The 20691-nt window shown below is 73.1% G+C and carries 17 protein-coding genes; 7 read left to right on the top strand and 10 right to left on the bottom strand.

Annotation, left to right across the window (positions count from 1 at the left end; translation table 11 throughout):
- Positions 1-2: 2 nt before the first annotated feature.
- The 6 genes from DJ476_RS28535 to DJ476_RS28510 all read right to left on the bottom strand — a co-directional run bounded on the left by DJ476_RS28535 (position 3) and on the right by DJ476_RS28510 (position 8821).
- Positions 3-1082: a Zn-dependent alcohol dehydrogenase gene (locus tag DJ476_RS28535; RefSeq protein ID WP_103418676.1), complete on the bottom strand. Its 1080-nt coding sequence runs from the start codon at positions 1080-1082 to the stop codon at positions 3-5.
- Positions 1083-1121: 39 nt separating this feature from the next.
- Positions 1122-2516, bottom strand: coding sequence for an aldehyde dehydrogenase family protein (locus DJ476_RS28530; protein ID WP_103418675.1), 1395 nt, complete (start codon positions 2514-2516; stop codon positions 1122-1124).
- 234 nt (positions 2517-2750) lie between these two features.
- Entirely contained in the window at positions 2751-4097 is a 1347-nt protein-coding gene (locus DJ476_RS28525; protein WP_112491866.1) for an MFS transporter, read from the bottom strand.
- Between the two features lie 62 nt (positions 4098-4159).
- A complete protein-coding gene (locus DJ476_RS28520; RefSeq protein ID WP_112491865.1) occupies positions 4160-5653 on the bottom strand; it encodes a CitMHS family transporter in 1494 nt (497 codons plus the stop codon).
- Between the two features lie 171 nt (positions 5654-5824).
- A complete protein-coding gene (locus tag DJ476_RS28515; RefSeq protein WP_112491864.1) occupies positions 5825-8062 on the bottom strand; it encodes a molybdopterin-dependent oxidoreductase in 2238 nt (745 codons plus the stop codon).
- Positions 8063-8209: 147 nt separating this feature from the next.
- Positions 8210-8821, bottom strand: coding sequence for a TetR family transcriptional regulator (locus DJ476_RS28510; RefSeq protein WP_208853542.1), 612 nt, complete (start codon positions 8819-8821; stop codon positions 8210-8212).
- A 331-nt stretch (positions 8822-9152) separates the two neighbouring features.
- Between DJ476_RS28510 and hmgA the strand changes: the two genes are divergently transcribed.
- From hmgA to DJ476_RS28490, 4 genes are all read left to right on the top strand, one after another.
- The gene (gene hmgA / locus DJ476_RS28505) at positions 9153-10472 is read left to right on the top strand and encodes a homogentisate 1,2-dioxygenase (RefSeq protein ID WP_112491862.1); all 1320 of its coding nucleotides are present in this window, start codon (positions 9153-9155) and stop codon (positions 10470-10472) included.
- 57 nt (positions 10473-10529) lie between these two features.
- Positions 10530-11414 (top strand): GntR family transcriptional regulator, encoded by an 885-nt coding sequence (locus DJ476_RS28500; protein WP_208853541.1) that lies wholly within the window; start codon positions 10530-10532, stop codon positions 11412-11414.
- A 216-nt stretch (positions 11415-11630) separates the two neighbouring features.
- The gene (locus tag DJ476_RS28495) at positions 11631-12872 is read left to right on the top strand and encodes a type ISP restriction/modification enzyme (protein ID WP_381247492.1); all 1242 of its coding nucleotides are present in this window, start codon (positions 11631-11633) and stop codon (positions 12870-12872) included.
- Between the two features lie 47 nt (positions 12873-12919).
- A complete protein-coding gene (locus DJ476_RS28490) occupies positions 12920-14116 on the top strand; it encodes a CaiB/BaiF CoA transferase family protein (RefSeq protein WP_112491861.1) in 1197 nt (398 codons plus the stop codon).
- Positions 14117-14259: 143 nt separating this feature from the next.
- Here DJ476_RS28490 and DJ476_RS28485 read toward each other — a convergent pair whose 3' ends face one another.
- Together DJ476_RS28485 and DJ476_RS28480 are read right to left on the bottom strand one after the other, a co-directional pair.
- A complete protein-coding gene (locus DJ476_RS28485; RefSeq protein WP_026237511.1) occupies positions 14260-14523 on the bottom strand; it encodes a hypothetical protein in 264 nt (87 codons plus the stop codon).
- Between the two features lie 242 nt (positions 14524-14765).
- Positions 14766-15575, bottom strand: coding sequence for an SGNH/GDSL hydrolase family protein (locus DJ476_RS28480; protein WP_103418668.1), 810 nt, complete (start codon positions 15573-15575; stop codon positions 14766-14768).
- Positions 15576-15882: 307 nt separating this feature from the next.
- On the opposite strand from DJ476_RS28480, the gene DJ476_RS28475 reads away from it, so the two are divergent.
- Positions 15883-16977: a DUF5925 domain-containing protein gene (locus DJ476_RS28475; RefSeq protein WP_112492649.1), complete on the top strand. Its 1095-nt coding sequence runs from the start codon at positions 15883-15885 to the stop codon at positions 16975-16977.
- Positions 16978-17190: 213 nt separating this feature from the next.
- Here DJ476_RS28475 and DJ476_RS28470 read toward each other — a convergent pair whose 3' ends face one another.
- The gene (locus DJ476_RS28470; RefSeq protein WP_019766866.1) at positions 17191-17565 is read right to left on the bottom strand and encodes a GntR family transcriptional regulator; all 375 of its coding nucleotides are present in this window, start codon (positions 17563-17565) and stop codon (positions 17191-17193) included.
- Positions 17566-17635: 70 nt separating this feature from the next.
- On the opposite strand from DJ476_RS28470, the gene DJ476_RS28465 reads away from it, so the two are divergent.
- Both DJ476_RS28465 and DJ476_RS28460 read left to right on the top strand, forming a co-directional pair.
- The gene (locus DJ476_RS28465) at positions 17636-18556 is read left to right on the top strand and encodes a GNAT family N-acetyltransferase (RefSeq protein WP_103418667.1); all 921 of its coding nucleotides are present in this window, start codon (positions 17636-17638) and stop codon (positions 18554-18556) included.
- Positions 18537-19058 carry a DUF402 domain-containing protein gene (locus tag DJ476_RS28460; protein ID WP_112491860.1) on the top strand — a complete coding sequence of 174 codons (522 nt, stop codon included), beginning with the start codon at positions 18537-18539 and terminating at the stop codon, positions 19056-19058. Before DJ476_RS28465 ends, DJ476_RS28460 begins: the two co-directional genes overlap by 20 nt.
- 120 nt (positions 19059-19178) lie before the next feature.
- Here the strand turns inward: DJ476_RS28460 and DJ476_RS28455 are convergent, their stop codons facing one another.
- Complete coding sequence (locus tag DJ476_RS28455) at positions 19179-20678, bottom strand: trifunctional class I SAM-dependent methyltransferase/NUDIX hydrolase/VOC family protein (RefSeq protein WP_112492648.1); 1500 nt, start codon at positions 20676-20678, stop codon at positions 19179-19181.
- Positions 20679-20691: the final 13 nt, after the last annotated feature.

The following is a 20691-nucleotide window of genomic DNA, read 5'->3' as shown; positions in this document are numbered from 1 at the left end:
CTCTAGAACACCACCAGCGCCCGGCCGCCCTTGCCCGCGACCATGTTGTCGAACGCGGCCGGGATGCCGTCCAGCGCGATGCGTTCGGTGACCATCATCGACAGGTCGAACCGGCTCGCGCGGATGTGGTCGGCCAGGGCCGGCAGATCGCGGGCCGGGTCGCTGTTGCCGTAGACGCAGCCCGTCAGGGAGCGGCCCCAGTGGAAGATCTCCAGGGCGTTGAACGTGACCTCCTGGTCCTTGCCGCCGATCCCGACGACCGTCGTACGGCCGCCGCGCCGGGTGGACTCCCAGGCGGCCCGGATGGTCGCGGGGCGGCCGACGCACTCCACGGCCACGTCCGTGCCCTGTCCGCCGGTGAGCCTGCGGATCTCTCGCGGGGTGGTGGCGGAGGCGATGACGTAGTCGGTGGCCCCGGCCTGCCGCGCCAGCTCCTCCTTGGCCGGGGAGACGTCGACCGCGATGATCTTCGAGGCGCCCGCGATCCGGGCCGCCTGGAGGACGGCGAGGCCGACGCCGCCGATCCCGAAGACGACGACGCTCTCGCCCTCGCGGACCCGCGCGCTGTGGTGGATCGCCCCGTAGCCGGTGAGGACCGCGCAGCCGAGGAGGGCGGCGTCGGTGAGGGGGATGCCGTCGGGGGCGGGGAGCACGCAGTTCGCGGCGACGACGGTCTCCTCCGCGAAGGCCGCCACGTTGAGGCCGGGGTGGAGTTCGGTGCCGTCGGCCGTACGGGCGTGGAGGTTGGCGGTCCCCTTCAGCGCGTCGGCGCAGAGCCAGACCTCCCCGATCCCGCAGTGGAAGCAGGCACCGCAGGAGGGCGCCCAGTTGAGGACCACGCCGTCGCCGGGCGCGACATGCGTGACGCCCTCGCCGACCGCCAGGACCGTACCCGCTCCCTCGTGACCGAGGACGGCGGGCACCGGGACCCGCATGGTGCCGTTGGACAGGGACAGGTCGGAGTGGCAGACCCCGGCGGCGGCGAGCGCGATGCGCACCTGGCCGGGGCCGGGCTCCGGCAGGACGATGTCGGTGATCTCCAGCGGAGCTCCGACGGCGGGCAGTACGGCGGCGCGGACCACGAACTGGCTCCTTGGTTTCGTCTCGTAGGGGTACGGGGGTCAGAACTGGAGCGACTTCGTCTGGAGGTACTCCGCCAGACCGTGCGGCCCCAGCTCGCGTCCCACGCCCGACTGCTTGTAACCGCCGAAGGGGGCCAGCGGGTTGAACCGGCCGCCGTTGATGTCGACCTGCCCGGTCTCCATCCGGCGGGCGAAGGCCACCGCCTCCTCGTCGTCGGCCGCCCACACGGCTCCGGCGAGCCCGTACACCGTGCCGTTGGCGATGCGGAGGGCGTCGTCCACGTCCTCGTACCGGAGGATCGAGACCACCGGGCCGAAGATCTCCTCCTGGGCGATGGTCATCTCCGGGGTAACGTCCGCGAAGACGGTGGGGCTGACGTAGTAGCCGGTCTCCAGGGGTGCTTCGGGGCCGCCCGCGACCAGCCGGGCGCCTTCCTCCATCCCCTTCCGGATGTAACCCCGCACCCTGGCCTGCTGCTTGGCGTTGACGAGCGGGCCGACCCGCTCACCGGGTACGTACTTGAGGACGGCCTCGGCCGCGAGCGTCACGGCCTCCTCGTACCGCTCGGCGTCGACCAGCATCCGGGTCCACGCGCTGCACGTCTGGCCGGAGTTGGACATCACGTTGGCGATGCCGACGTTGACCGCCTTGGCGAGATCGGCGCCGGGGAGAATCACGTTGGCGGACTTGCCGCCCAGTTCGAGGGCGACGCGCTTGATGGCCCCTCCGGCGGTGGCGCCGATCTGCCTGCCGACGGCGGTCGAGCCGGTGAACGAGACCAGGTCGACGCCCTCGTGCGCGGCGAGCGCCTGACCGGCGACCGGGCCGAGGCCGGTGACCAGGTTGAAGACCCCCGGCGGCAGCCCGGCCGCCTCGGTGGCCTCCGCGAAGAGCTGCGCGGTGAGCGGGGTGTCCTCGGCCGGCTTGAGGACGACCGTGCAGCCCGCGGCGAGCGCGGGGGCGACCTTGGCGACGATCTGGTGGAGCGGGTAGTTCCAGGGGGTGATCGCGCCGACGACCCCGACCGGCTCCAGCAGGACGGTGGAGGTGCCGATCTTCTCCTCGAAGGCGTACGAGGCGGCCAGTTCGGCGTAGGAGGCGGCGACCAGGACCGGCAGGCCCGCGTGGACCGTCTGCGAGAGGGGCAGCGGCGCACCCAGCTCGGCGGTGATCGTCTCGGCCAGCTCGTCCTTGCGGGCCGCGAGGGCGTCGCTCAGTGCGGAGAGGCAGGCGGCGCGCTCGGCGGGCGGGGTGGCGGCCCAGCCGGGGAACGCGGCGCGCGCGGCCTGCACCGCCGCGTCGATGTCCTCGGCCGTGCCAGCCGGGACATGGCCGATGAGCTGCTCGTCGGCCGGGTTCACGACGGCGATCGTGTCCTGGCCGAGGGCGGGCCGCCACGCGCCGCCGATGTACATCTGGTCGTGGGCCTTCATGGCTGTTTCCTCCCGGACGGGCTGGACGGGCTGTGCCGACGCCGACGTACTGGACGTTGACGACGTACTGGACATGCCGACGTACTCGTCGTACGCGTATGGTCCCGACCGCCCAAACTAGCGCCGTTAGTTTTCCGGCGCCAGGGAGCCCCCGGAGACGCCCGTCACGCCGGGAGGCGTGCGCCCCCGGGGCACGCCATCAGGGCTCTCCGTCGGTCAGAGCGGTCGGGGCCGTCAGGGCGCGTCGGCCCGGGGTGCACCCCGCTCACGTACGGGATCGGGTGCGGGCTGTACGGGATCCGGCGCGGGCGGTACGGGAGCGGGCTCCGGTCGTACGGACGTCCCGCCCGCTCCGCCTCCCCGCAGGCCGAGGCCCGCCGCCGCCAGCAGCAGGGCGCCGAGCAGCGCGAACGGGGCCGCCGCCCCCGCCGTACCCGCGATCAGGCCCGCGGCGGCGGGGGCGGCGGCCTGGCCCAGCCGGTTGCCGGTCAGCCGGAGGGCGAGGGCGGTGGACCGGGCGTCGGCGGGGGCGGCCCGGACCACCGTGGTCATCGACAGCGGCTGGCCGACGCCGAGGCAGAACCCGAGGGCGGCCAGCATCACGGCGAGCACCGGTACGGGAACCGGGAGGACCATCCCCGCGCAGATCAACCCGGCCAGCAGACAGCTCGTGACCAGGAGGGCCGTCCGGCCCAGCAGCCGGAGCATCACGGGCATCGCGAGGCGGCAGGCGATGGAGGCGGCGGCCCGCAGGCTGAGCAGCAGCCCGACCGTGGCGGGGGCGATCCCCCGGTGCTCGCCGACGACCGGCAGATAGGCGGTGAGGATGTCGGTGGCGGAGAGGACCGCCATGCTGATGAAGATCCCGGCGGGGACGCCCCGCGCGCCGAGGATGGCGGTGACCGGGACCTTGGGCTTGGCGTTGGCCTTGGTCCTGGCCCCGGTCCTGGCCTTGGCGGTCGACTTCCCAGCCGCAGGCGCGGCGCCGGGCGTACGCCGGTGCTCGATGCGCCAGAGCGAGGTGAGCGCGACCGCGCAGACCGCCGCCGAGACGAGGAGCGCGAGGGCGCTCGTACGCCCCAGAGCACCGCTCCCGCCGGAGATCAGCGCTCCCGCAGCGATCGGGCCGACCAACTGGCCGAGCGAGGCGCCGATGGTGAAGTGGCCGAAGTTGCGGTCCTGTTCGGCCGGGGCGGACTGCCGGGCCACGATCGACTGGGCGCCGATCACGAAGCAGAGGTGGCCCAGGCCCATCACCCCGCTCCACGCGGCCATCGCGGGCAGCGAGGAGACGACACCGCTGAGCGCGCAGCCGCCGGAGATCAGCACGACCCCGATGGGCAGCAGGGGCGCGCACCGGCCGTGGTCGGTGCGGCGGCCGAGCGGGACGGCGGCGAACAGCGGCAACAGGGCGTAGACCCCGGCGATGACGCCGACGGCCGTCTCGTCGGCGCCCAGCGCGAGAGCCCGGTAGGAGACGGCGGGCCGCGCCATCGACACCGCCCCCTGTGCGAAAGCGAAGGCGATGACGAGGCGCAGCAGCCAGCCCCTGCCGGGCCCGGGTCGCGGTGCGGAAGACATCAGGAGGTGAGGGTGCCCATCAGAAGGTGTCCATCAGAAGGTGTCCAGGGGTACGGGGGTCATCAGATCGTGCCGAACAGGATGCCCGCCCCGAGCACCACCAGCGAAGTGAGCACCGCCCACTTCACCGTGAACCGGGTGTGGTCACCGAACTCCACCCTGGCCATGCCGACCAGGACGTAGACGGCGGGGACCAGCGGCGAGGACATGTGCAGGGCCTGGCCGGCCAGCGAGGCGCGGGCGATCTCCAGCGGGGAGACCCCGTGGGCCGCGCCGGCCTCCGCGAGGACGGGGACGACGCCGAAGTAGAAGCCGTCGTTGGACATGAAGTAGGTGAGCGGCAGGCTGAGCAGACCGGTGACGATCGCCATGTGCGGGCCCATCGCGTCGGGGACGGCCCCGACGACCCAGTCGGCCATGTGCTCGACCATGCCGGTGCCGGTCAGGACGCCGGTGAAGACGGCGGCGGCGAAGACCATGCCGGAGACGTTGAGGACGTTGTCGGCGTGGGCGGCGATCCGGGCCCGCTGGTCGGGCATGTGGGGGAAGTTGACGGTGAGGGCGAGGGCGGCGCCGAGGAGGAAGAGCACCGGGATCGGCATCAGTTCCATGATCATGGCCGTCAGCAGGGCGACGGTCAGCCCGGCGTTGAACCAGTAGAGCTTGGGGCGGAGGGTGGGCCGGTTCGGGTCGAGGCCCTTGAACTCCTCGTCGTCGCCCGTGCTTTCGGCCGGGTCCGCGTCCGTGGTCCCGGATCCCCGGGAGGACGGGGAGGCCGGGGAGGCCGGGTTCTTGCGGAGCCGGACGCCACCGCCCTTACCATCGCCACCCGCCGTACTGCCACCCGTACCGCCGACCGCAGCACCGCCACTGCTGCCGCCTCCGCCGACCGTCACGGTCTCCCGCTCCGGCTCCCGTACCAGCGCCTCGTCCAGCGTGAGGACGCCCAGGCGCTTGCGCTCGCGGAGGCCCAGCACGTACGCCAGCAGGAAAACGGCGAGCAGTCCGACGGCCAGGGCCGGGATCATGGGGACGAAGATCTCGGAGGCGTCCAGCTTGAGCGCGGTGGCGGCGCGGGCGGTGGGGCCGCCCCAGGGCAGGGTGTTCATGACACCGTTCGCCGTGGCCGCCACCCCGGTCATGACGACCAGGCTCATCTTGAGGCGTTTGTAGAGCGGATACATCGCGGAGACGGTGATCATGAACGTGGTCGAGCCGTCGCCGTCCAGCGAGACGATCGCGGCGAGCACCGCCGTACCGACGACGATCCGCATCGGGTCGGCCTTGCAGAACCGCAGGATGGCCCGGACGATCGGGTCGAAGAGGCCGACGTCGATCATCACGCCGAAGTAGACGATGGCGAACATCAGCATGGCGGCGGTCGGCGCCAGGTTGCCGACGCCGTCGATGACGTAGTCGCCGAGCTGCGCTCCCTGCCCGACGGCGACACAGAACAGTGCGGGGATCAGTACCAGCGCCGCGATCGGCGACATCTTCTTCGTCATGATCAGGACCAGGAAGGTCGCGATCATGGCGAAGCCGAGGATTGTCAGCATGGGAGATACCTAACGTTCATCCTTGAACTTCCACCGGTCCCGGCGGTCGGTCCGGACGACGTTAGGGGCGCCTCCGAAGAGTTAACAAGACGTTGACGCGTGAGCAATACGAGCAAAACCCCAGGTCAACGCGGTGGTGCCAGTCGGCGGTGGGATCAGTGGGACGGGGTGTCAGCCGGACGGGGTGACGGTGACCGGGATGGCGTTGAGCACCGCCGTCCCCGAGAGCGGGTCCAGGAGGGTGCCGTCGAGCAGTTGGTTCACGTTCGCCCCGGGGGTGGCGGCGGCCACGGACATCCGGGTGCCGGGGCGGCTGTGGCCCCAGCCGTGCGGAAGGCTCACCACTCCGCTCCGTACGGTGTCCGTGATCTCGGCCGGGGCCTCGATCCCGCCGCCCGCCGACTCGATCCGTACGGTCGTCCCGTCCTTGAGCCCGAGCCGGGCCGCGTCGTCGGGGTGGATCTGAAGGGTGCAGACGTTGGAACCGCCGCCGAGCGAACCGACGTTGTGCATCCAGCTGTTGTTGGAGCGCAGATGGCGGCGGCCGACGAGGACGAGCGGCGCGGGCCGGCCGTCCAGCGCCCGGCGCAGGCGCGGCAGATCGGCGGCGACCGGGGCGGGGAGCAGTTCGATCCGGCCGGAGCGGGTGCGCAGGACCTCCGGGAGGCGGGGTTTCAGCGGGCCGAGGTCGATGCCGTGCGGGTGGGCGAGGAGTTTCTCCAGCGTCAGTCCGTACGGGCCGAGCCGCAGCATGAGGTCCAGGCGGCGTTCGGGGCCGCTGCGGCCGGTGAGTCCGGCGGCCGGCTCGGGCGGGGCGCCGGCCTTGGTGAGTGTGGTGGAGATGGCCAGGTCGTCGACGGCGGAGGGCGGGGCTCCGTGCATCCCGCTCACCGCGAGGATCAGCCGGGCGTGGATCTCGCTCTCGTCCATCCGCCCGTCCTCCAGGGGGACGGGGGCGGGGGTGTAGCGGACCTGGTTGTGAACGGCGAAGGAGTTGAAGGCGAAGTCGAAGTGGGCGCTCTGCGAGGGCGGCGGCGGGGGCAGGACGACGTCGGCGTGGCGGGAGGTCTCGTTGAGATACGGGTCGACGCTGACCATGAAGTCGAGGTGACCGGTGAGGGCGGCGTCGAGCCGGTCGCCGTCGGGGGCGGAGAGGACGGGGTTGGCCGCGAGCACGATCAGGGCGCGGATACGGCCCTCGCCGGGCGTCTCGATCTCCTCAGCGAGGGCGGCGATGGGGAGTTCGCCCTTGGCCTCGGGGTGTCCGGAGACCCGGCTCGCCCAGCGGCCGAGGGCGAAGCCCTTGCCGGGGACGGGGCCCTTGCCGGGAGCGGCGGGGCGCGGCGCGCGGGCCGTCGCGGAGAGGGGGAACAGCGCGCCGCCGGGGCGGTCGAGGTTGCCGGTGAGGATGTTCAGGACGTCCACCAGCCAGCTGGCGAGGGTGCCGTGCTCGACGGTGCAGCTCCCGATCCGCCCGTAGACGGCGGCGGTGGGGGCGGCGGCCAGTTCCCGGGCGAGCGCGGTGATGGTGGCCGCGTCCACGTCGCAGGCGGCGGCGACCGCGTCCGGGGTGAAGTCGGCCAGGGCGGCGGCGAGTTCGTCCAGTCCCTCCAGGTGCCCGGCGAGCGCCCCGGGGTCCACGAGCTTCTCCGCGAAGAGCACCTGGGCCATCGCGGCGAGCAGCAGCGCGTCGGCCCCCGGCCGGATCGCCACGTGCCGGTCGGCCAGCCGGGCGGTACGGGTGCGGCGCGGGTCGATCACGGTGAGCGTGCCGCCGCGCCGGCGCAGCGCTTTGAGGCGGCCCGGGAAGTCGGGGGCGGTGCAGAGGCTGCCGTTGGACTCCAGCGGGTTGGCGCCGATCAGGAGGAGGTGGTCGGTGCGGTCGAGGTCCGGTACGGGGATGGCGTGCGCGTCACCGAAGAGCAGACCGCTGGAGACGTGCTTGGGCATCTGGTCCAGGGTGCTGGCCGTGAAGACGTTCCGGGTGCGCAGGGCGGCCAGCAGCAGGGGCGGGTAGAGGGCGCCCGCCATGGTGTGGACGTTGGGGTTGCCGAGCACCACACCGACGGCCAGTGGACCGTGGGCCTCGGTCAGGGCCGGTATCCGGGCGGCGATCCGGTCGAACGCCTCGCTCCAGGTCGCCTCCCGCAGCTCCCCGTCCTCCCCGCGCACCAGCGGGACCCGCAGCCGGTCGGGGTCGGCGTCGAGCCCGCCGAAGGACGCCCCCTTGGGGCAGATGAAACCCCGGCTGAAGATGTCGTCGCGGTCGCCGCGCGCTCCGGTGACGGTGGTCCCCTCGATGGTGAGGGTGAGGCCGCAGGTGGCTTCGCAGAGGGGGCAGATACGGGGTGCGGTACGGGTACCAGTTCCGGTTCCTGCTCCGGTTCCTGTACGGGATGCGTGGGACATGGGCCCTCCCCGGGCGACGGCGCACGTACGACGGTGTCGGCACGGCGAGCATACCGACCGGTACGCATGACGGGGAGGTGTTGGAGGACCGGGGTTGAACCGGGGCCGGGGCACCGAAGGGCACCCCCACCCGCGCCCCGGCCGCCCTCAGTCCAGGATCTGCGCGAGGTACGCCAGTACCAGCGTCCGGGTCTCGGCCACGATCGCCGGGTCACCCTCCGGGTCCCTACGGAAGGCGAGCTGGAGCAGTGCGTCGGCGGCCTCGACGCTGACCAGGATGGCCCGCAGCAGCTCCGGCCCGGGGTCACGGCCGAGGTGCCCGGCGAGGAGTTCGGCGAGGCGGTCCGCCAGGCGCCGGTTGGCGTCGTCCGCCGGGCCCTCCGCGGGCGACGGGGGCCCGAAGTCGACCAGGGCGAACCCGGGCACGGTCCGCTTCATCTCCAGGTACTCGTCCAGCACCGCGTCGATGGCGCCGCGCCAGTCCCCGGCGGGCACGGAGTCGAGCCGGGCCGTGATGCGTTCGGCGTACAGCTCCAGGTTCCGCAGCGCGAGGGCTTCGACGAGGGCCCGCTTGTTGGAGAAGAAGCGGTAGACGGAGCCGATGGGCACCTCGGCGCGCAGGGCGACGTCACGGGTGGAGAGCTGCTCGTAGCCGGTCTCGTCGAGCAGTCCGGCGCAGGCGTCGAGTATCCGGGCGAGCCGGTCGGCGCTGCGCTGCTGCACGGGGGCGCGGCGGAGGTTCGGGTTCGGGTGGGGCACGGACCCATGATGCCGTGGGCCCCGGGGACCCGGGTGCCGGACCTCCCCGTACCCGCCCGCACCCGAGCGCCGGACCTTTCCGTACCCGCGCGCCCGACCTCCCCGTACCCGAGTGCCGGGCCTCCCCACACCCGCGCGCCGGACCTCCCCACACCACGCACCTGGCCTCCCCGCACCGGACCGTACGTACGCACCGGGCCTCCCCCACCCGACATACGCCCCGAATGGCGTGATCCCTGCCGTTGACGCGCCCCACCTCCTATTCCTACGGTGTCCCATAGGATTCGTTGTCCGGCGGATCCACGGGCTTCATCGGCATCGGGAGTGCGGGATGAGCGGGATCGAGCAGGCCAGGAAGACGGCGGAGGCGCTGACGTACTCCTCCGGTTTCGGCAACGAGCACAGTTCGGAGGCGATCGCCGGGGCGCTGCCGCACGGCCGCAACTCCCCCCAGCGCGCCCCCCTCGGCCTCTACGCCGAGCAGCTGAGCGGCTCCGCGTTCACCGAGCCCCGCGCGGACAACCGCCGTTCCTGGCTCTACCGGATCCGCCCCTCCGCCGCCCACCCGGCCTTCACCCGGACCGGCAACGGCAACCTGCGCACGGCCCCCTTCACCGAGACCGTGCCGGACCCGAACCGGCTCCGCTGGAACCCGCTCCCCGACCCGGCCCCCGGCACGGACTTCGTCAGCGGGCTGTGGACCCTGGGCGGCAACGGCGACGCCACCCAGCGCACGGGCATGGCGGTGCACCTCTACCACGCCAACTCCTCCATGACCGACCGGGTGTTCAGCGACTCCGACGGTGAGCTGCTGATCGTCCCGGAGCGCGGCGGCCTGCTGCTCCGCACCGAACTGGGCCTGCTGCGCGCCGAACCGGGCCATGTGGCGCTGATCCCGCGCGGGGTCCGCTTCCGGGTGGAGCTGCTGGACGAGACCGCACGCGGGTACGTCTGCGAGAACTACGGCCGCCCGTTCGCCCTCCCGGACCTCGGGCCGATCGGCGCCAACGGCCTGGCACACGCCCGGGACTTCCTGGCCCCCGTCGCCGCGTACGAGAACGAGGACCGGCCGGTGGAGGTGATCAACAAGTACTGCGGGAACCTCTGGACCGCCACGTACGACCACTCCCCGCTCGACGTCGTCGCCTGGTACGGCACGCACGCCCCGTACGTCTACGACCTGCGCCGGTTCAACGTCATCGGCACGATCAGCTACGACCACCCCGACCCCTCGATCTTCACGGTCCTGACCTCGCCGTCCGACACCCCGGGCCTGGCCGGTGTCGACTTCGTCGTCTTCGCGCCGCGCTGGCTGGTCGGCGAGGACACGTTCCGGCCGCCGTACTTCCACCGGAACGTGATGAGCGAGTACATGGGGCTCATCGAGGGCGCGTACGACGCGAAGGCGGACGGCTTCGTCCCCGGTGGCGGCTCGCTGCACAACATGATGTCGGCCCACGGCCCGGACCGGGAGACCTTCGACCGGGCGAGCGCGGCGGAGCTGAAGCCGCAGAAGATCGACGACGGTCTGGCGTTCATGTTCGAGACCCGGTGGCCCATCATCGCCACCCCGCAGGCGGCCGAGGCCGACCACCTGCAGCGCGGCTACGACGACGTGTGGCAGGGTCTGAGCCGCAACTTCCGGCCGTAGGCACAGGCGGCGGGCGAGCGGGCGGCGGAGCGGCCCGGAGGACGGGACGGGGACGACGTGACAGACAGCCATGAGACGGCGACGGGTGAGTTCGCGACGCGCGAGGACGTGGTGGATGCCCGTGGAGGGTCCGGGTCGGCCTCCGCGCCTTCCCCTGCCCCCTCTTCCGCGCTTTCCTCCGCACCCTCCTCCGCGCCTTCCTTCGCCCCCGACTCGCTCGTGCTCAACCGGAAGCTGCCGCTCTGGTACCAGGTCTCCCAGTCGCTGCGGGCGTCCATACTCGGCCGCCCGCAGGACGCCTCCCTCCGGCTGCCCACCGAGGAGCAGCTCGCCACGCACTACGGCGTCAGCGTGCTCACGATGCGCCAGGCGCTGAAGGAGCTGGAGACGGAGGGGCTGATCAGCCGGCACCGGAGGCGCGGCACGTTCATCGAGCCGCGCGCCCGGCGGGCCACCCCGGTCCGGCTGCTGGGTTCGGTCGACGCGATCGTCGCCCAGCAGTCCGGGGACGCCACGACGGTGCTCGGCCACGGGACGGTGCCGGTGCCGGGCGATCTCGCCGAGTTCTTCCCGGACTGCGGCGAGGTGGTCAGCTTCCGGCGGCTGCGCCGCGACGGTGAGAGCGGTGAGCCGACCAACTGGGCGGAGAACGCCGTACGCCCGGAGGTCGCCGCCCGGATCGACCTGACCGACCTCGAACGCTGGCCGATGACGAAGGTGCTGCACGACATCGTCGGGGTCAAGATCTCCCGGATCACCGACACCGTCGAGGCCCGGCTCGCGGACCCGGTCACCGCCGACCTCCTCCAGGTCCCCCTGCTGAGCCCGATCCTGCACTACACGGGCGTGACGTACGACGAGAAGGGCCGCGTGGTGGATGTGGCCCGGATCCGCTACCGGGGCGACCGGTTCTCCTTCTCCCTGACGGTGGAGGCCCGCTGACCCGTCCCCCGGGCGCACCGCCCCGCCGTTACGATGCGAACGGGTCACGGCGGCCCCGGTTTACGGCGGACAGGGGAGGACGGCTCGGTGGCAGCGCGCAGGGCGGCGGCGACTGCGAAAGCTACAGATGCGGCCACGGGTAGAGGTGGAGCTACGACGACCACGGACTCCCCAGGCTCCCTGGACTCCCCGGACTCTCTGGAGCTGGACGAGCTGATGCCGTGGTCGGTACGCCCCCTGAGAACCGGCCGTTCCTGGGTGACCGGCCCCGATCCCGCCGCGCTCCGGGCCCGCTGGGAGCGGCTGGCCGCCGCCGAAGGGGCCGAGCAGGAGCGGCTGTTCCGCCCGAGCCGCTCCCGTACACCGCACACAGCCGTCGCCGCCCTGCCCGGCCGGTCCGCCACCGGGACCAGCACCGGGGCCGGGACCGCCGCCGGCACCGGCCGCTTCGCGCGGGAGCCGGGCGCCTGCCCCGATCCCGTACGGATTCTGCACGGCCCGTTCGACGAGCAGTGGCTGCTCCCCGACCACCGGCTGATCGACGCGGCCCGCCCCGAGCTGTGGCGGGTCAGCGACGAGCGGCAGCTCTTCGCGGTCGAACACGGTTACGTGCCCCAGGCCACCGGCCTCGCCCCCGCCCCCGCCCTGTCGGTGACCCATCTGCTCCCCGACGGGCACTCCCCCGCCGGACGGCCGGGCCGGATCAGGCCGCTGTACCGGCGGCCCGGCGCCACCGACCCCAACCTGGCCCCGGGGCTGCTGGCCGTGGTGCGGGCGCGGCTGGACCCGGAGGCCACACCCGAGGCCGTCCTCGCCTGGGCCCTGGCCGCCGCCGTGCCCACCCCGTCCGGCTGCCGGGTCCCCCTGCCCGCCGACTCCGGGGTGTGGGCGGCCGGGGTGGAGCTGGGCGAGGAGCTGGTACGGCTCCGGCTGCGCGGGGCCCGGGGCGGGGAACGGCCCCGGCTGCCGGGCGGGCGCAGGCCCTACGTACGGGCGGCGCTCCCGGCCCGGCCGCCCGGGATCGCCTACGACGCGGAGGCCGAGGCGCTGGTCATCGGGGAGGGCCGGATCTCGCCGGTCCCGGCCGAGGCCTGGGAGTTCACGGTGAGCGGGGTGCGGGTGCTGGAGCTGTGGTTCGGGCGCCGGGCGGCGGCCGCGGTGGGCGCGGTGCCCGAGGGGGCGGACGCGGACGGGCTCGACGCGGTGGGGGCGCGCGGGTGGACGCCCGAGTGGACCTCGGAGCTGCTGGAGCTGATCACCGTACTGGCTCTGCTGGACGGGGTGCGGCCCCGGCGGGAGGCGCTGGCGGCCCGACTGGAAGGGGCGGGGGCATCGCTGATCTCCCGGGAGGAGCTGCGGGCGGCCGGGGTGCTGCCGGTGCCCGCCTCCGCCCGGCGCCCGGCCTCGGTCCTCGGCCACCAGGAGGAGGGGCCGGAGGGGCAGTTCGCGCTGCTGTGAGGGGCGCGGAGTGGCGAAGGGGCCGGTCGGCACGGTAAGCACGGCCCATGGATACCTCGCCCCTCCCCCTCGACGGCATCACCGTGGTGGCCGTCGAGCAGGCCGTCGCCGCCCCCTTCGCCACCCGCCAGCTCGCCGACCTCGGGGCCAGGGTGATCAAGGTGGAGCGCCCGGACGGCGGTGACTTCGCGCGCGGTTACGACACGGCGGCCCGGGGTCTCGCCTCGCACTTCGTCTGGTGCAACCGGGGCAAGGAGTCGCTGGCCGTCGATCTGAAGGACCCGCGCGGGCTGGCGGTGGTGCGTGAACTCGTCGCCGAGGCCGATGTGTTCGTACAGAATCTGGCGCAGGGTGCGGCGGCCCGGCTCGGACTGGACGCCGCGACGCTCTGTGCGGCGCACCCGCGGCTGGTGGCCGTGGACATCTCCGGGTACGGGGAGGGCGGACCGTACGCGCACAAGCGGGCCTACGACATGCTCGTGCAGTGCGAGGCGGGGCTGGTCTCGGTGACCGGGACCGCCGCGCAGCCGGTGAAGGCGGGGATTCCAGCGGCGGACATCGCGGCGGCCATGTACGCGTTCTCCGGGGTGCTGGCGGCGCTGCTGCGGCGCGGGACGACTGGGCGCGGCGGGCCGGTGCAGGTCTCCATGCTGGACGCGCTGGCCGAGTGGATGGGCCACCCGCTGCACCAGGGGATGCACGGGTCCGCGACCCCGCCGCGTACCGGACTGGCGCACTCGGTGATCGCACCGTACGACGCGTACGGCACGGCCGACGGTGAGCGGGTGCTGCTCTCCGTGCAGAACGACCGGGAGTGGTGGCGGCTGGCCGAACAGGTGCTCGGTGAGCCGGAGTTGGCAGAGGACCCGGACTTCGCGACGAACACCGCGCGGACCGCGAACCGGAAGCGGACGGACGAGGTGGTGGGGCGGGCGCTGGCCCGGCTGACGGGCCGGGAGGCGCTGGACGCGCTGGAGGCGGCGGGGATCGCGTGCGCCCGGCTGAACACCGTGGCCGATGTGGCGGCGCATCCGCAGCTGGCGGCGCGGGACCGATGGCGGGAAGTGGAGTCACCGGTGGGGCCGTTGCGGGCGCTGCTGCCGCCGATCACGCTGCCGGGCGGGGCGGAGCCCCGGATGGGTGCCGTGCCGGCGCTGGGGGAACACACCGATGCGCTGCTGCGGGCGCTGGGGATGACGGATGAGCAGACAGCAGCGCTGCGCCGGGACGGAGTGATCGCCTGATCCGCCCCGGGTGGTGGGGTGGATCGAGCAACAGGCCCGCCCCGAACGGTGGGGTGGGCCGAGCGCGGGCCCCGCCCGGGCGAGATGGGGTGGACCGAGCGCAGGGCCGCCCCGAGCGGTGGGCCGGCCCCGTGGTGAACCCGTCAGTGGCGGCTGCCGAAGAGCGAACGCCGCAGTCGCCGCAGCGGGGCGAAGAGCGACACACGGGCGCTCCTGCTCCGGCGGGTGTGCGCGGCATCACGCGAGGTCAGCTCACGCATCAGCAGCGTCGCTTCCGCCGCCTCGCGCTGCGGCACGACAGGGCCGCCGAGCACCGCGAGATGGCGGTCGAGGCGCGTACTGGTCGCACCGCTTCCGCATGTGATGGCAGGCACTCGCGGCCTGCTCCGCACCGTTATCTGTTCCATGTCACTCCCCACCCGTACGAGGGCACCCGGTCCGGGCAGGTTAACCCTATCGCCCCACGGTGACACACGGGTATCCCGCCCGCAGGATCGAGCACACACATACGGAGGTTGACGACCAGTTACCGAATTCGCCTGATTCCCGGGCGACTTCGGACAGTTCGGATGGGTTGCACGGCGGTGCGGGAGACCCCGGCGGCCGGGGCCTCCCGCACGGAGAGCCGACTGATGGAGCAACTGACTTATCAGGCAGCCGAGTTGAAGACCGGCAGATAGCCGCCCGACTGTCCGGCGGCGGTGGGGTGGTAGGACTCACCGATGTTGAGCCAGTTCACGCTGTGCAACCAGGAGTTGCTGGAGCAGATCTCGTGGCCGGTGAAGGTCGTCCTGACGTCACCGAAGGCGAAGCCGTGGTCGGCGGCGCGCTTGGCGGTGGCGGTGTTCAGGTGGTCGGAGGCGCCGTTGATGGCGGCGCGCTCCCGCTCGCTGAGACCGGCCACGCAGGTGCCGTTCAGCTGGTAGAAGCGGGGGTAGCCGAGGACGACGACCCGGGCGTTGGGGGCCTTGGCCTTGATGGCGTTGTACACGGAGTCGAGGCGGCCGGGCAGGGTGGAGTCGACGTAGGCGCGGGCGGTGGCGATGCGGTTGAGGCAGGTGGCCTCGGACTGCAGGACACAGGTCGTCATGACGTCCGCGAAGCCGGCGTCGTTGCCGCCGATGGAGATGGAGACCAGGTCGGTGGAGGCGTTGAGCGGCCCGAGCTGACTGCTCGTGACGTCGTTGGTGCGGGCGCCGGAGCAGGCGGTGAAGGCGAAGCTGGACGGGGAGTTGGCGTTGGCCCAGAGCCGGGGGAAGGCGCGGGTGCTGCGCTTGCAGTCGCCGCTGGCGCTCTCGTAGCTGCCGGCGCCGACGCCGGAGGAGTACGAGTCACCGAGGGCGACGTAGTCGACGGCCTTGACCGACGAGTCGGCGTTCGCGATCCCCGCACCGGTCAGGGCGAGGGCGGCACCGAGCAGGAGCGAGGACGAGAACGCCACAAGTCTGGACATCTTCATGGGGGCACTCCTTGAGGGTGGGGGGAGTCAGTGAGCAGGGGGTATCTGCGCTACTCCGTAGTAGCAGCGCGCCGGGCCTACTGGAAGTGTTCATGCCAAAAATAAGTTCCGAGTGCTTCCGCCCGCCGTCCGGAGTTCAACGCGCGCGCCTTGACGCGCCGGTGGCGTTCCGTCACATCCGGTGTCGGTCCATCACGTCCGGTGTCGGGTCCGTCGCTTCCGGGTGCCGATCCGTCACGTCCGGTGCGGTTCGTCCTCCCGGGGAAACCTGGTGCACGGGGTGGCCCCGTGCCGGATCATGGGCGCCATGCCAGCCAATCCCGAATCCGCTCTGCCGATCCGGCTCAACGTCGACGACAGCGATTCACCGTCCGACGTCGTCGACGCGCTCTTCCTCGGCCGCTTCGCGACGGGCGAGCAGCCGTACTCCCACAGCTCCTCCCTCGACCGGGTCAAGGCCGGGGCGACCCTGCTGCCCCCGCACGCCTCGGTGCTGCGGTCCGCCCGCGACGACGACCGCAGCGCCACGCTGGCCGAGGGCGACGGCTGGACCCTGCTGGCCTCCCGGTGGAAGCACGGCGCGGACGTCACGGTCACCGCGACCAGCCCCGAGCTGGCGGCGAAGGTCCTCGGCCAGGCGACCGACGGCGCCCAGGACGAACCGGAGCCGCAGCCCGACAACGTGACCATGGGCTTCTGGTACGTCTCGCCGCGCCGCGGCCCGTACCGCACCACCCGGCAGATCACCGCCGGGAGCTGGGACGAGATCCGCCCCAACTACACCGCCCCGGTGGCCGATGCCATGGACCGGCTGATGAAGGTCACCCCGGACGGCATCGCGGGGAGGCTGCTCCTGCTGCACGGGCCGCCGGGCACCGGCAAGACCTCGGCGCTGCGCACGCTGGCCCGATCCTGGCGGGACTGGTGCCAGGTCGACTGCGTACTGGACCCGGAGCGGCTCTTCAACGACGTCGGCTATCTCATGGACATCGCGATCGGGGAGGACGACGGCTCCGCGAAGGGCCGGTGGCGGCTGCTGCTCCTGGAGGACTGCGACGAGCTGATCCGGGGCGAGGCCCGGCACACGGCGGGCCAGGCGCTGTCCCGGCTGCTGAACCTGACGGACGGCCTGCTCGGCCAGGGCCGGAACGTGCTGGTGGGGGTCACCACCAACGAGGACCTGGAGCGGCTGCACCCGGCGGTCGTCCGCCCGGGCCGCTGTCTGGCCCGGATCGAGGTGGGCCCGCTGACCCGCCGGGAGTCGGTGGCCTGGCTGGGCACGGAGGAGGGCGTGGGCCGCGAGGGCAGCTCGCTCGCGGAGCTGTACGCCCTGCGCCGGGGCACGGGCCCCGCGTCGGTGCCGAAGCAGGACGCGGGGGCGGATGCGGGGCTGTATCTGTAGGAGGGGGTACGGGGGTGGCCCCAGCGGGCGTACGCCGAGGTACGGGGGTGGGCCTCCAACGGGCGTACGCCGAGGGGGGCCTGTCCTCCAGCGGGCGTCCATCGAGGGGCGGGCCCGGCCCTCTCAGCAGCCGGGGCCTGCCCCTCAGCGCGCGTATGCCGAGGGGTGGGCCCGGCCTCTCAGCGGGCGTACGCCGAGGCGGGCCCGACCCCCTCAGCGCGCGTACGCCGCCCGTACCGCGTCCTGGGCGAGCGCGAGTGCCCGGTCCCGGGAGAGCCCGAGGCGCTGGGCGGCCTCCGCGTAGCTCTGCGCGGCGGCCGCGGCCTTCTGCTCGGCCGCTCCCCCGGCGGCCGCGATGAAGCTCCCGTTCCGTCCCCGGGTCTCGATCACGCCGTCGGCCTCCAGCGCGCGGTAGGCCTTGGCCACGGTGTTGGCGGCGAGGCCCAGCTCCTCGGCGAAGCCGCGTACGGTCGGGAGCCGGTGGCCGACGGGGAGCGCGCCGGAGCGGGCCAGTTCGGAGAGCTGGAGGCGCAGTTGCTCGTACGGGGCGATGCCGGAGTCCGGGTCCAGGACGATCTTCTCAGTCACCCGCCGATTGTCCCCCACGGCCGGAAAAAGGGGAGGCGATCGCGGCGGGGCCGCGCGTAACCTCCGCCGCATGACAGTGATTGTGCGCGATTTCCGGCCGTCCGACGCCGAGGCGTGGACCCGCGTCCGGCGGGCGGTGGTCCCGTATCTGGTCACCACCCCGGAGCAGGTCGTCCACGACCTGGCCCACGCCCATCCGGACCGCCGCTACCGGCTGCTGGTGGCGGAGCGGGACGGCGAGATCGTCGGCACCGCGCAGGCCGGGATCGCCCACGACAGCCCGGAGCCGGGCCAGGGCTTCTGCACCCCGCACGTGCTTCCCGGCCACACCGGCCACGGGGCGGGCTCGCTGCTGTTGAGCACGGCGGAGGAGCATCTCGCGCAGGCCGGGGCCACGGTCGTGCACGCCTGGGTGCTGGACACACCGGAGAACCTGGAGTTCGCGCGCGCCCGGGACTACCGGCCGGGCCGCTCCGCGCACTTCCAGCATCTGGATCTGGCGGGCGGGACCCTGCCCCCGCTCCAGGAGGCCCCGGCGGGCGTCGAGCTGAGGCCGGGGTCCGACTTCGACGACGATCCCCGGCCGCTCTTCGAGGCGGACGCCCAGGTGACGCTGGACGAGCCCAGCGACATCCCCACCGAACTGGACGACTACGAGGACTGGCTGACGAACATCTGGCGCCATCCGGCCTTCGACTCCGCGCTGACCACAGTGGCCCTGGTGGACGGCCGGGTGGCGGCGTTCAGCGCGGCGGGCACCGACGGGGAGCGGACGTACTCCAGCAATATGACCGGCACCCTGCGGGCCTTCCGGGGGCGGGGCCTGGCCAAGCTGGCGAAGAACGACTCGCTGCACCGGGCGCGGGCGGCCGGCTACACGGATGCCTACACCTCCAACGACACGGGCAACGCCCCGATGCTCGCCATCAACAAGTGGTTCGGCTACACGGTCCGCGCCACGGAGGTCCGCCATGCCCGCACCCTCGGCTGAACCCGGCACGCCCCGCTCCCGGCCCGTGACCGTCGCCCTGACCAAGGCGGGCCGCACCAAGATCAGGTATCCGGCGGAGCCGGTACGCGACGACGGCACCCGGATCACCGTCCGGGCGCCCTGGGCCGCTCCGGAGGTCCGGGACTTCGGCTTCGTACGGTTCGAACCGGGCGATGTCTTCACCGAGCACTACTGGCGGGACCGGTGGTACGCGGTGAAGGAGGTGCGCGCCGGGGACGGCGAGTTGAAAGGCTGGTACTGCGACATAACCCGCCCCGCGGTCCTGACGGACGGGGTGCTGACGGTCGAGGATCTGGACCTGGATCTGTGGGTGTCGGCGGACGGCTCCTCCGTACTGCGGCTGGACGAGGACGAGTTCGCGGCGAGCGGCCTGGCCGGGCGCGACCCCGGGGCGGCCGACGCGGCGACCGCCGCCCTGGACGAGCTGGAACGGCTGGCCCGGACGGAGGACCTGAAGGGGCTCAGGGACCTGCTGACCTGACCGCACCGCACGCCTCGACCCGCCGACACGGCCTCAGAGCCTGAACAACGGGCCTCGGAGCCTGGACGACGGAGCCTCAAGGTCCGGACGGCGGGGCTTCAGGAGCTGGACGACGGGGCCTCAGGGTCTGGGCATCGACATGGACTCCACCACCAGCTCGACCTCGTACCCCGCCGCGTCCTCCAGATAGGCGGCGCAGTGGCCCTCCCCACCGGCGTGCGGGTGGCGGTCGGGGTACAGCAGGCGCCAGCCGTACGAGGGTGCCTCGGCCGTCAGGGAGTCCAGCGTGGCCCGGTCCGCGACATGGAACGCCAGATGGTTGAGGCCCGGGCGGCGGCGGTCGTGGTGGTCGGCGGAGAGGTCCGGGGACTGCTCGACGACCACGTAACTCTCCCCGCGCCGCCAACTGCGGCCGTGGGCCCAGCGCTGGTACGGGAGATGGCCGAGCCGCTCCAGCAGCCACCCCCAGCTCCGCTCGGCGGCCGTCAGCTCTGGCACCCACAGCTCGATGTGGTGCACCTGCCCGGTCCGCTCCGTGGCGGAGGGCAGGACCACGACCCGGCGGGGGCCGTCCGGCCGGTGGGCGACCGGGTCGCCGTCCTCGTGCCAGTGCATCAGGAAGTGCTCGCCCGACCGGTAACCGTCCAGGCCCGCACGGCAGTACGCGACCATGTCGTCCGGGAGGGCGTCCAGCGGGAACCAGTCCAGCTCGGAGCACTTCTCCGGCTCCGCGTTGTGCGGCGGGCGCTCGTCGTCGTACTCCGCGAGGAAGAACCACCCCATGCGCGCCCCGCCGCCGGGCCCCCGGTGCTGCATCACGAGGGCGACCCGCACCTCGTCCGGGTCCAGGACGACGCCGATCTCCTCGGCGGCCTCCCGGAGCATCGCCTCGCGGACGTCCTCGCCGTCCTCCGCGTGGCCGGAGGGCAGGTGGAGCAGGCCGTCCGCGTACCCCGTGTTGGCCCGGCGGGCGAGCAGGACGTCCGGGCCCCTGCGCAGGATCAGGTGGACGTCGACGACCTCGGTGTGCCGGTGGGGCGGCTCGGCGCGGGCGACCAGGGCATACCGCTCGTCGTCGACCTCCTTGCCCCAGAGCCGCGCGTCACCCGCCAGGTCCTCGTGGTGGACGCGCTCGGTGTGCGCGGCGAGGAGGGCGGTGACCCGCTCCGCCGGGAGCCCGACACCGCCCCACACCCCTTCGATCAGGACCAGCCGCCCGCCCGGCTTCAGCAGTGCGAACCAGTGGGCCAGGGCCGCCGCCGGATCGGGCAGCAGCCAGACGACGTGCCGGGCCACGATCACGTCGAACGCCCGCTCCCCCACCGGCGGCCGGGCCGCGTCCCCCACCAGGACCTCCGCCCCGGTCCCGGCGAGCTTGGCGCGGGCCAGCTCGGCCATCTTCCGCGACCGGTCCACGGCGGTGACCCGGTGCCCCTGACCGGCGACGAGCAGCGAGAGGCTCCCCGTACCGCACCCGAGGTCCAGCACATCGCCGCGCGTGGCGGGCAGCCAGCTCTCCAGCCGGCCGGCCCACGCATCGCGTACGACGGGGTCGAGCAGCCCGTGGTCGGGCTCCTCGTCGAAGGATCCGGCGGCCGCGTCCCAGTCGATCGTCGTCATGTCGTCGATACTC

Origin of the sequence: Streptomyces bacillaris (assembly GCF_003268675.1) — a bacterium.
Classification (GTDB): domain Bacteria; phylum Actinomycetota; class Actinomycetes; order Streptomycetales; family Streptomycetaceae; genus Streptomyces; species Streptomyces bacillaris.
The sequence above is the reverse complement of the archived record's forward strand: the minus strand, read 5'-3'. Positions and strand labels throughout refer to the sequence as shown.

Coding starts and splice junctions, on each gene's coding strand:
- DJ476_RS28485 (WP_026237511.1), bottom strand. CDS start 14,523: ATGGAACAGATAACGGTGCGGAGCAGGCCGCGAGTGCCTGCCATCACA.
- DJ476_RS28460 (WP_112491860.1), top strand. CDS start 18,537: ATGCCCGCACCCTCGGCTGAACCCGGCACGCCCCGCTCCCGGCCCGTG.
- hmgA (WP_112491862.1), top strand. CDS start 9,153: ATGAGCGGGATCGAGCAGGCCAGGAAGACGGCGGAGGCGCTGACGTAC.
- DJ476_RS28495 (WP_381247492.1), top strand. CDS start 11,631: ATGCCGTGGTCGGTACGCCCCCTGAGAACCGGCCGTTCCTGGGTGACC.
- DJ476_RS28490 (WP_112491861.1), top strand. CDS start 12,920: ATGGATACCTCGCCCCTCCCCCTCGACGGCATCACCGTGGTGGCCGTC.
- DJ476_RS28475 (WP_112492649.1), top strand. CDS start 15,883: ATGCCAGCCAATCCCGAATCCGCTCTGCCGATCCGGCTCAACGTCGAC.
- DJ476_RS28515 (WP_112491864.1), bottom strand. CDS start 8,062: ATGTCCCACGCATCCCGTACAGGAACCGGAGCAGGAACCGGAACTGGT.
- DJ476_RS28480 (WP_103418668.1), bottom strand. CDS start 15,575: ATGAAGATGTCCAGACTTGTGGCGTTCTCGTCCTCGCTCCTGCTCGGT.
- DJ476_RS28520 (WP_112491865.1), bottom strand. CDS start 5,653: ATGCTGACAATCCTCGGCTTCGCCATGATCGCGACCTTCCTGGTCCTG.
- DJ476_RS28530 (WP_103418675.1), bottom strand. CDS start 2,516: ATGAAGGCCCACGACCAGATGTACATCGGCGGCGCGTGGCGGCCCGCC.
- DJ476_RS28525 (WP_112491866.1), bottom strand. CDS start 4,097: ATGTCTTCCGCACCGCGACCCGGGCCCGGCAGGGGCTGGCTGCTGCGC.
- DJ476_RS28465 (WP_103418667.1), top strand. CDS start 17,636: ATGACAGTGATTGTGCGCGATTTCCGGCCGTCCGACGCCGAGGCGTGG.
- DJ476_RS28455 (WP_112492648.1), bottom strand. CDS start 20,678: ATGACGACGATCGACTGGGACGCGGCCGCCGGATCCTTCGACGAGGAG.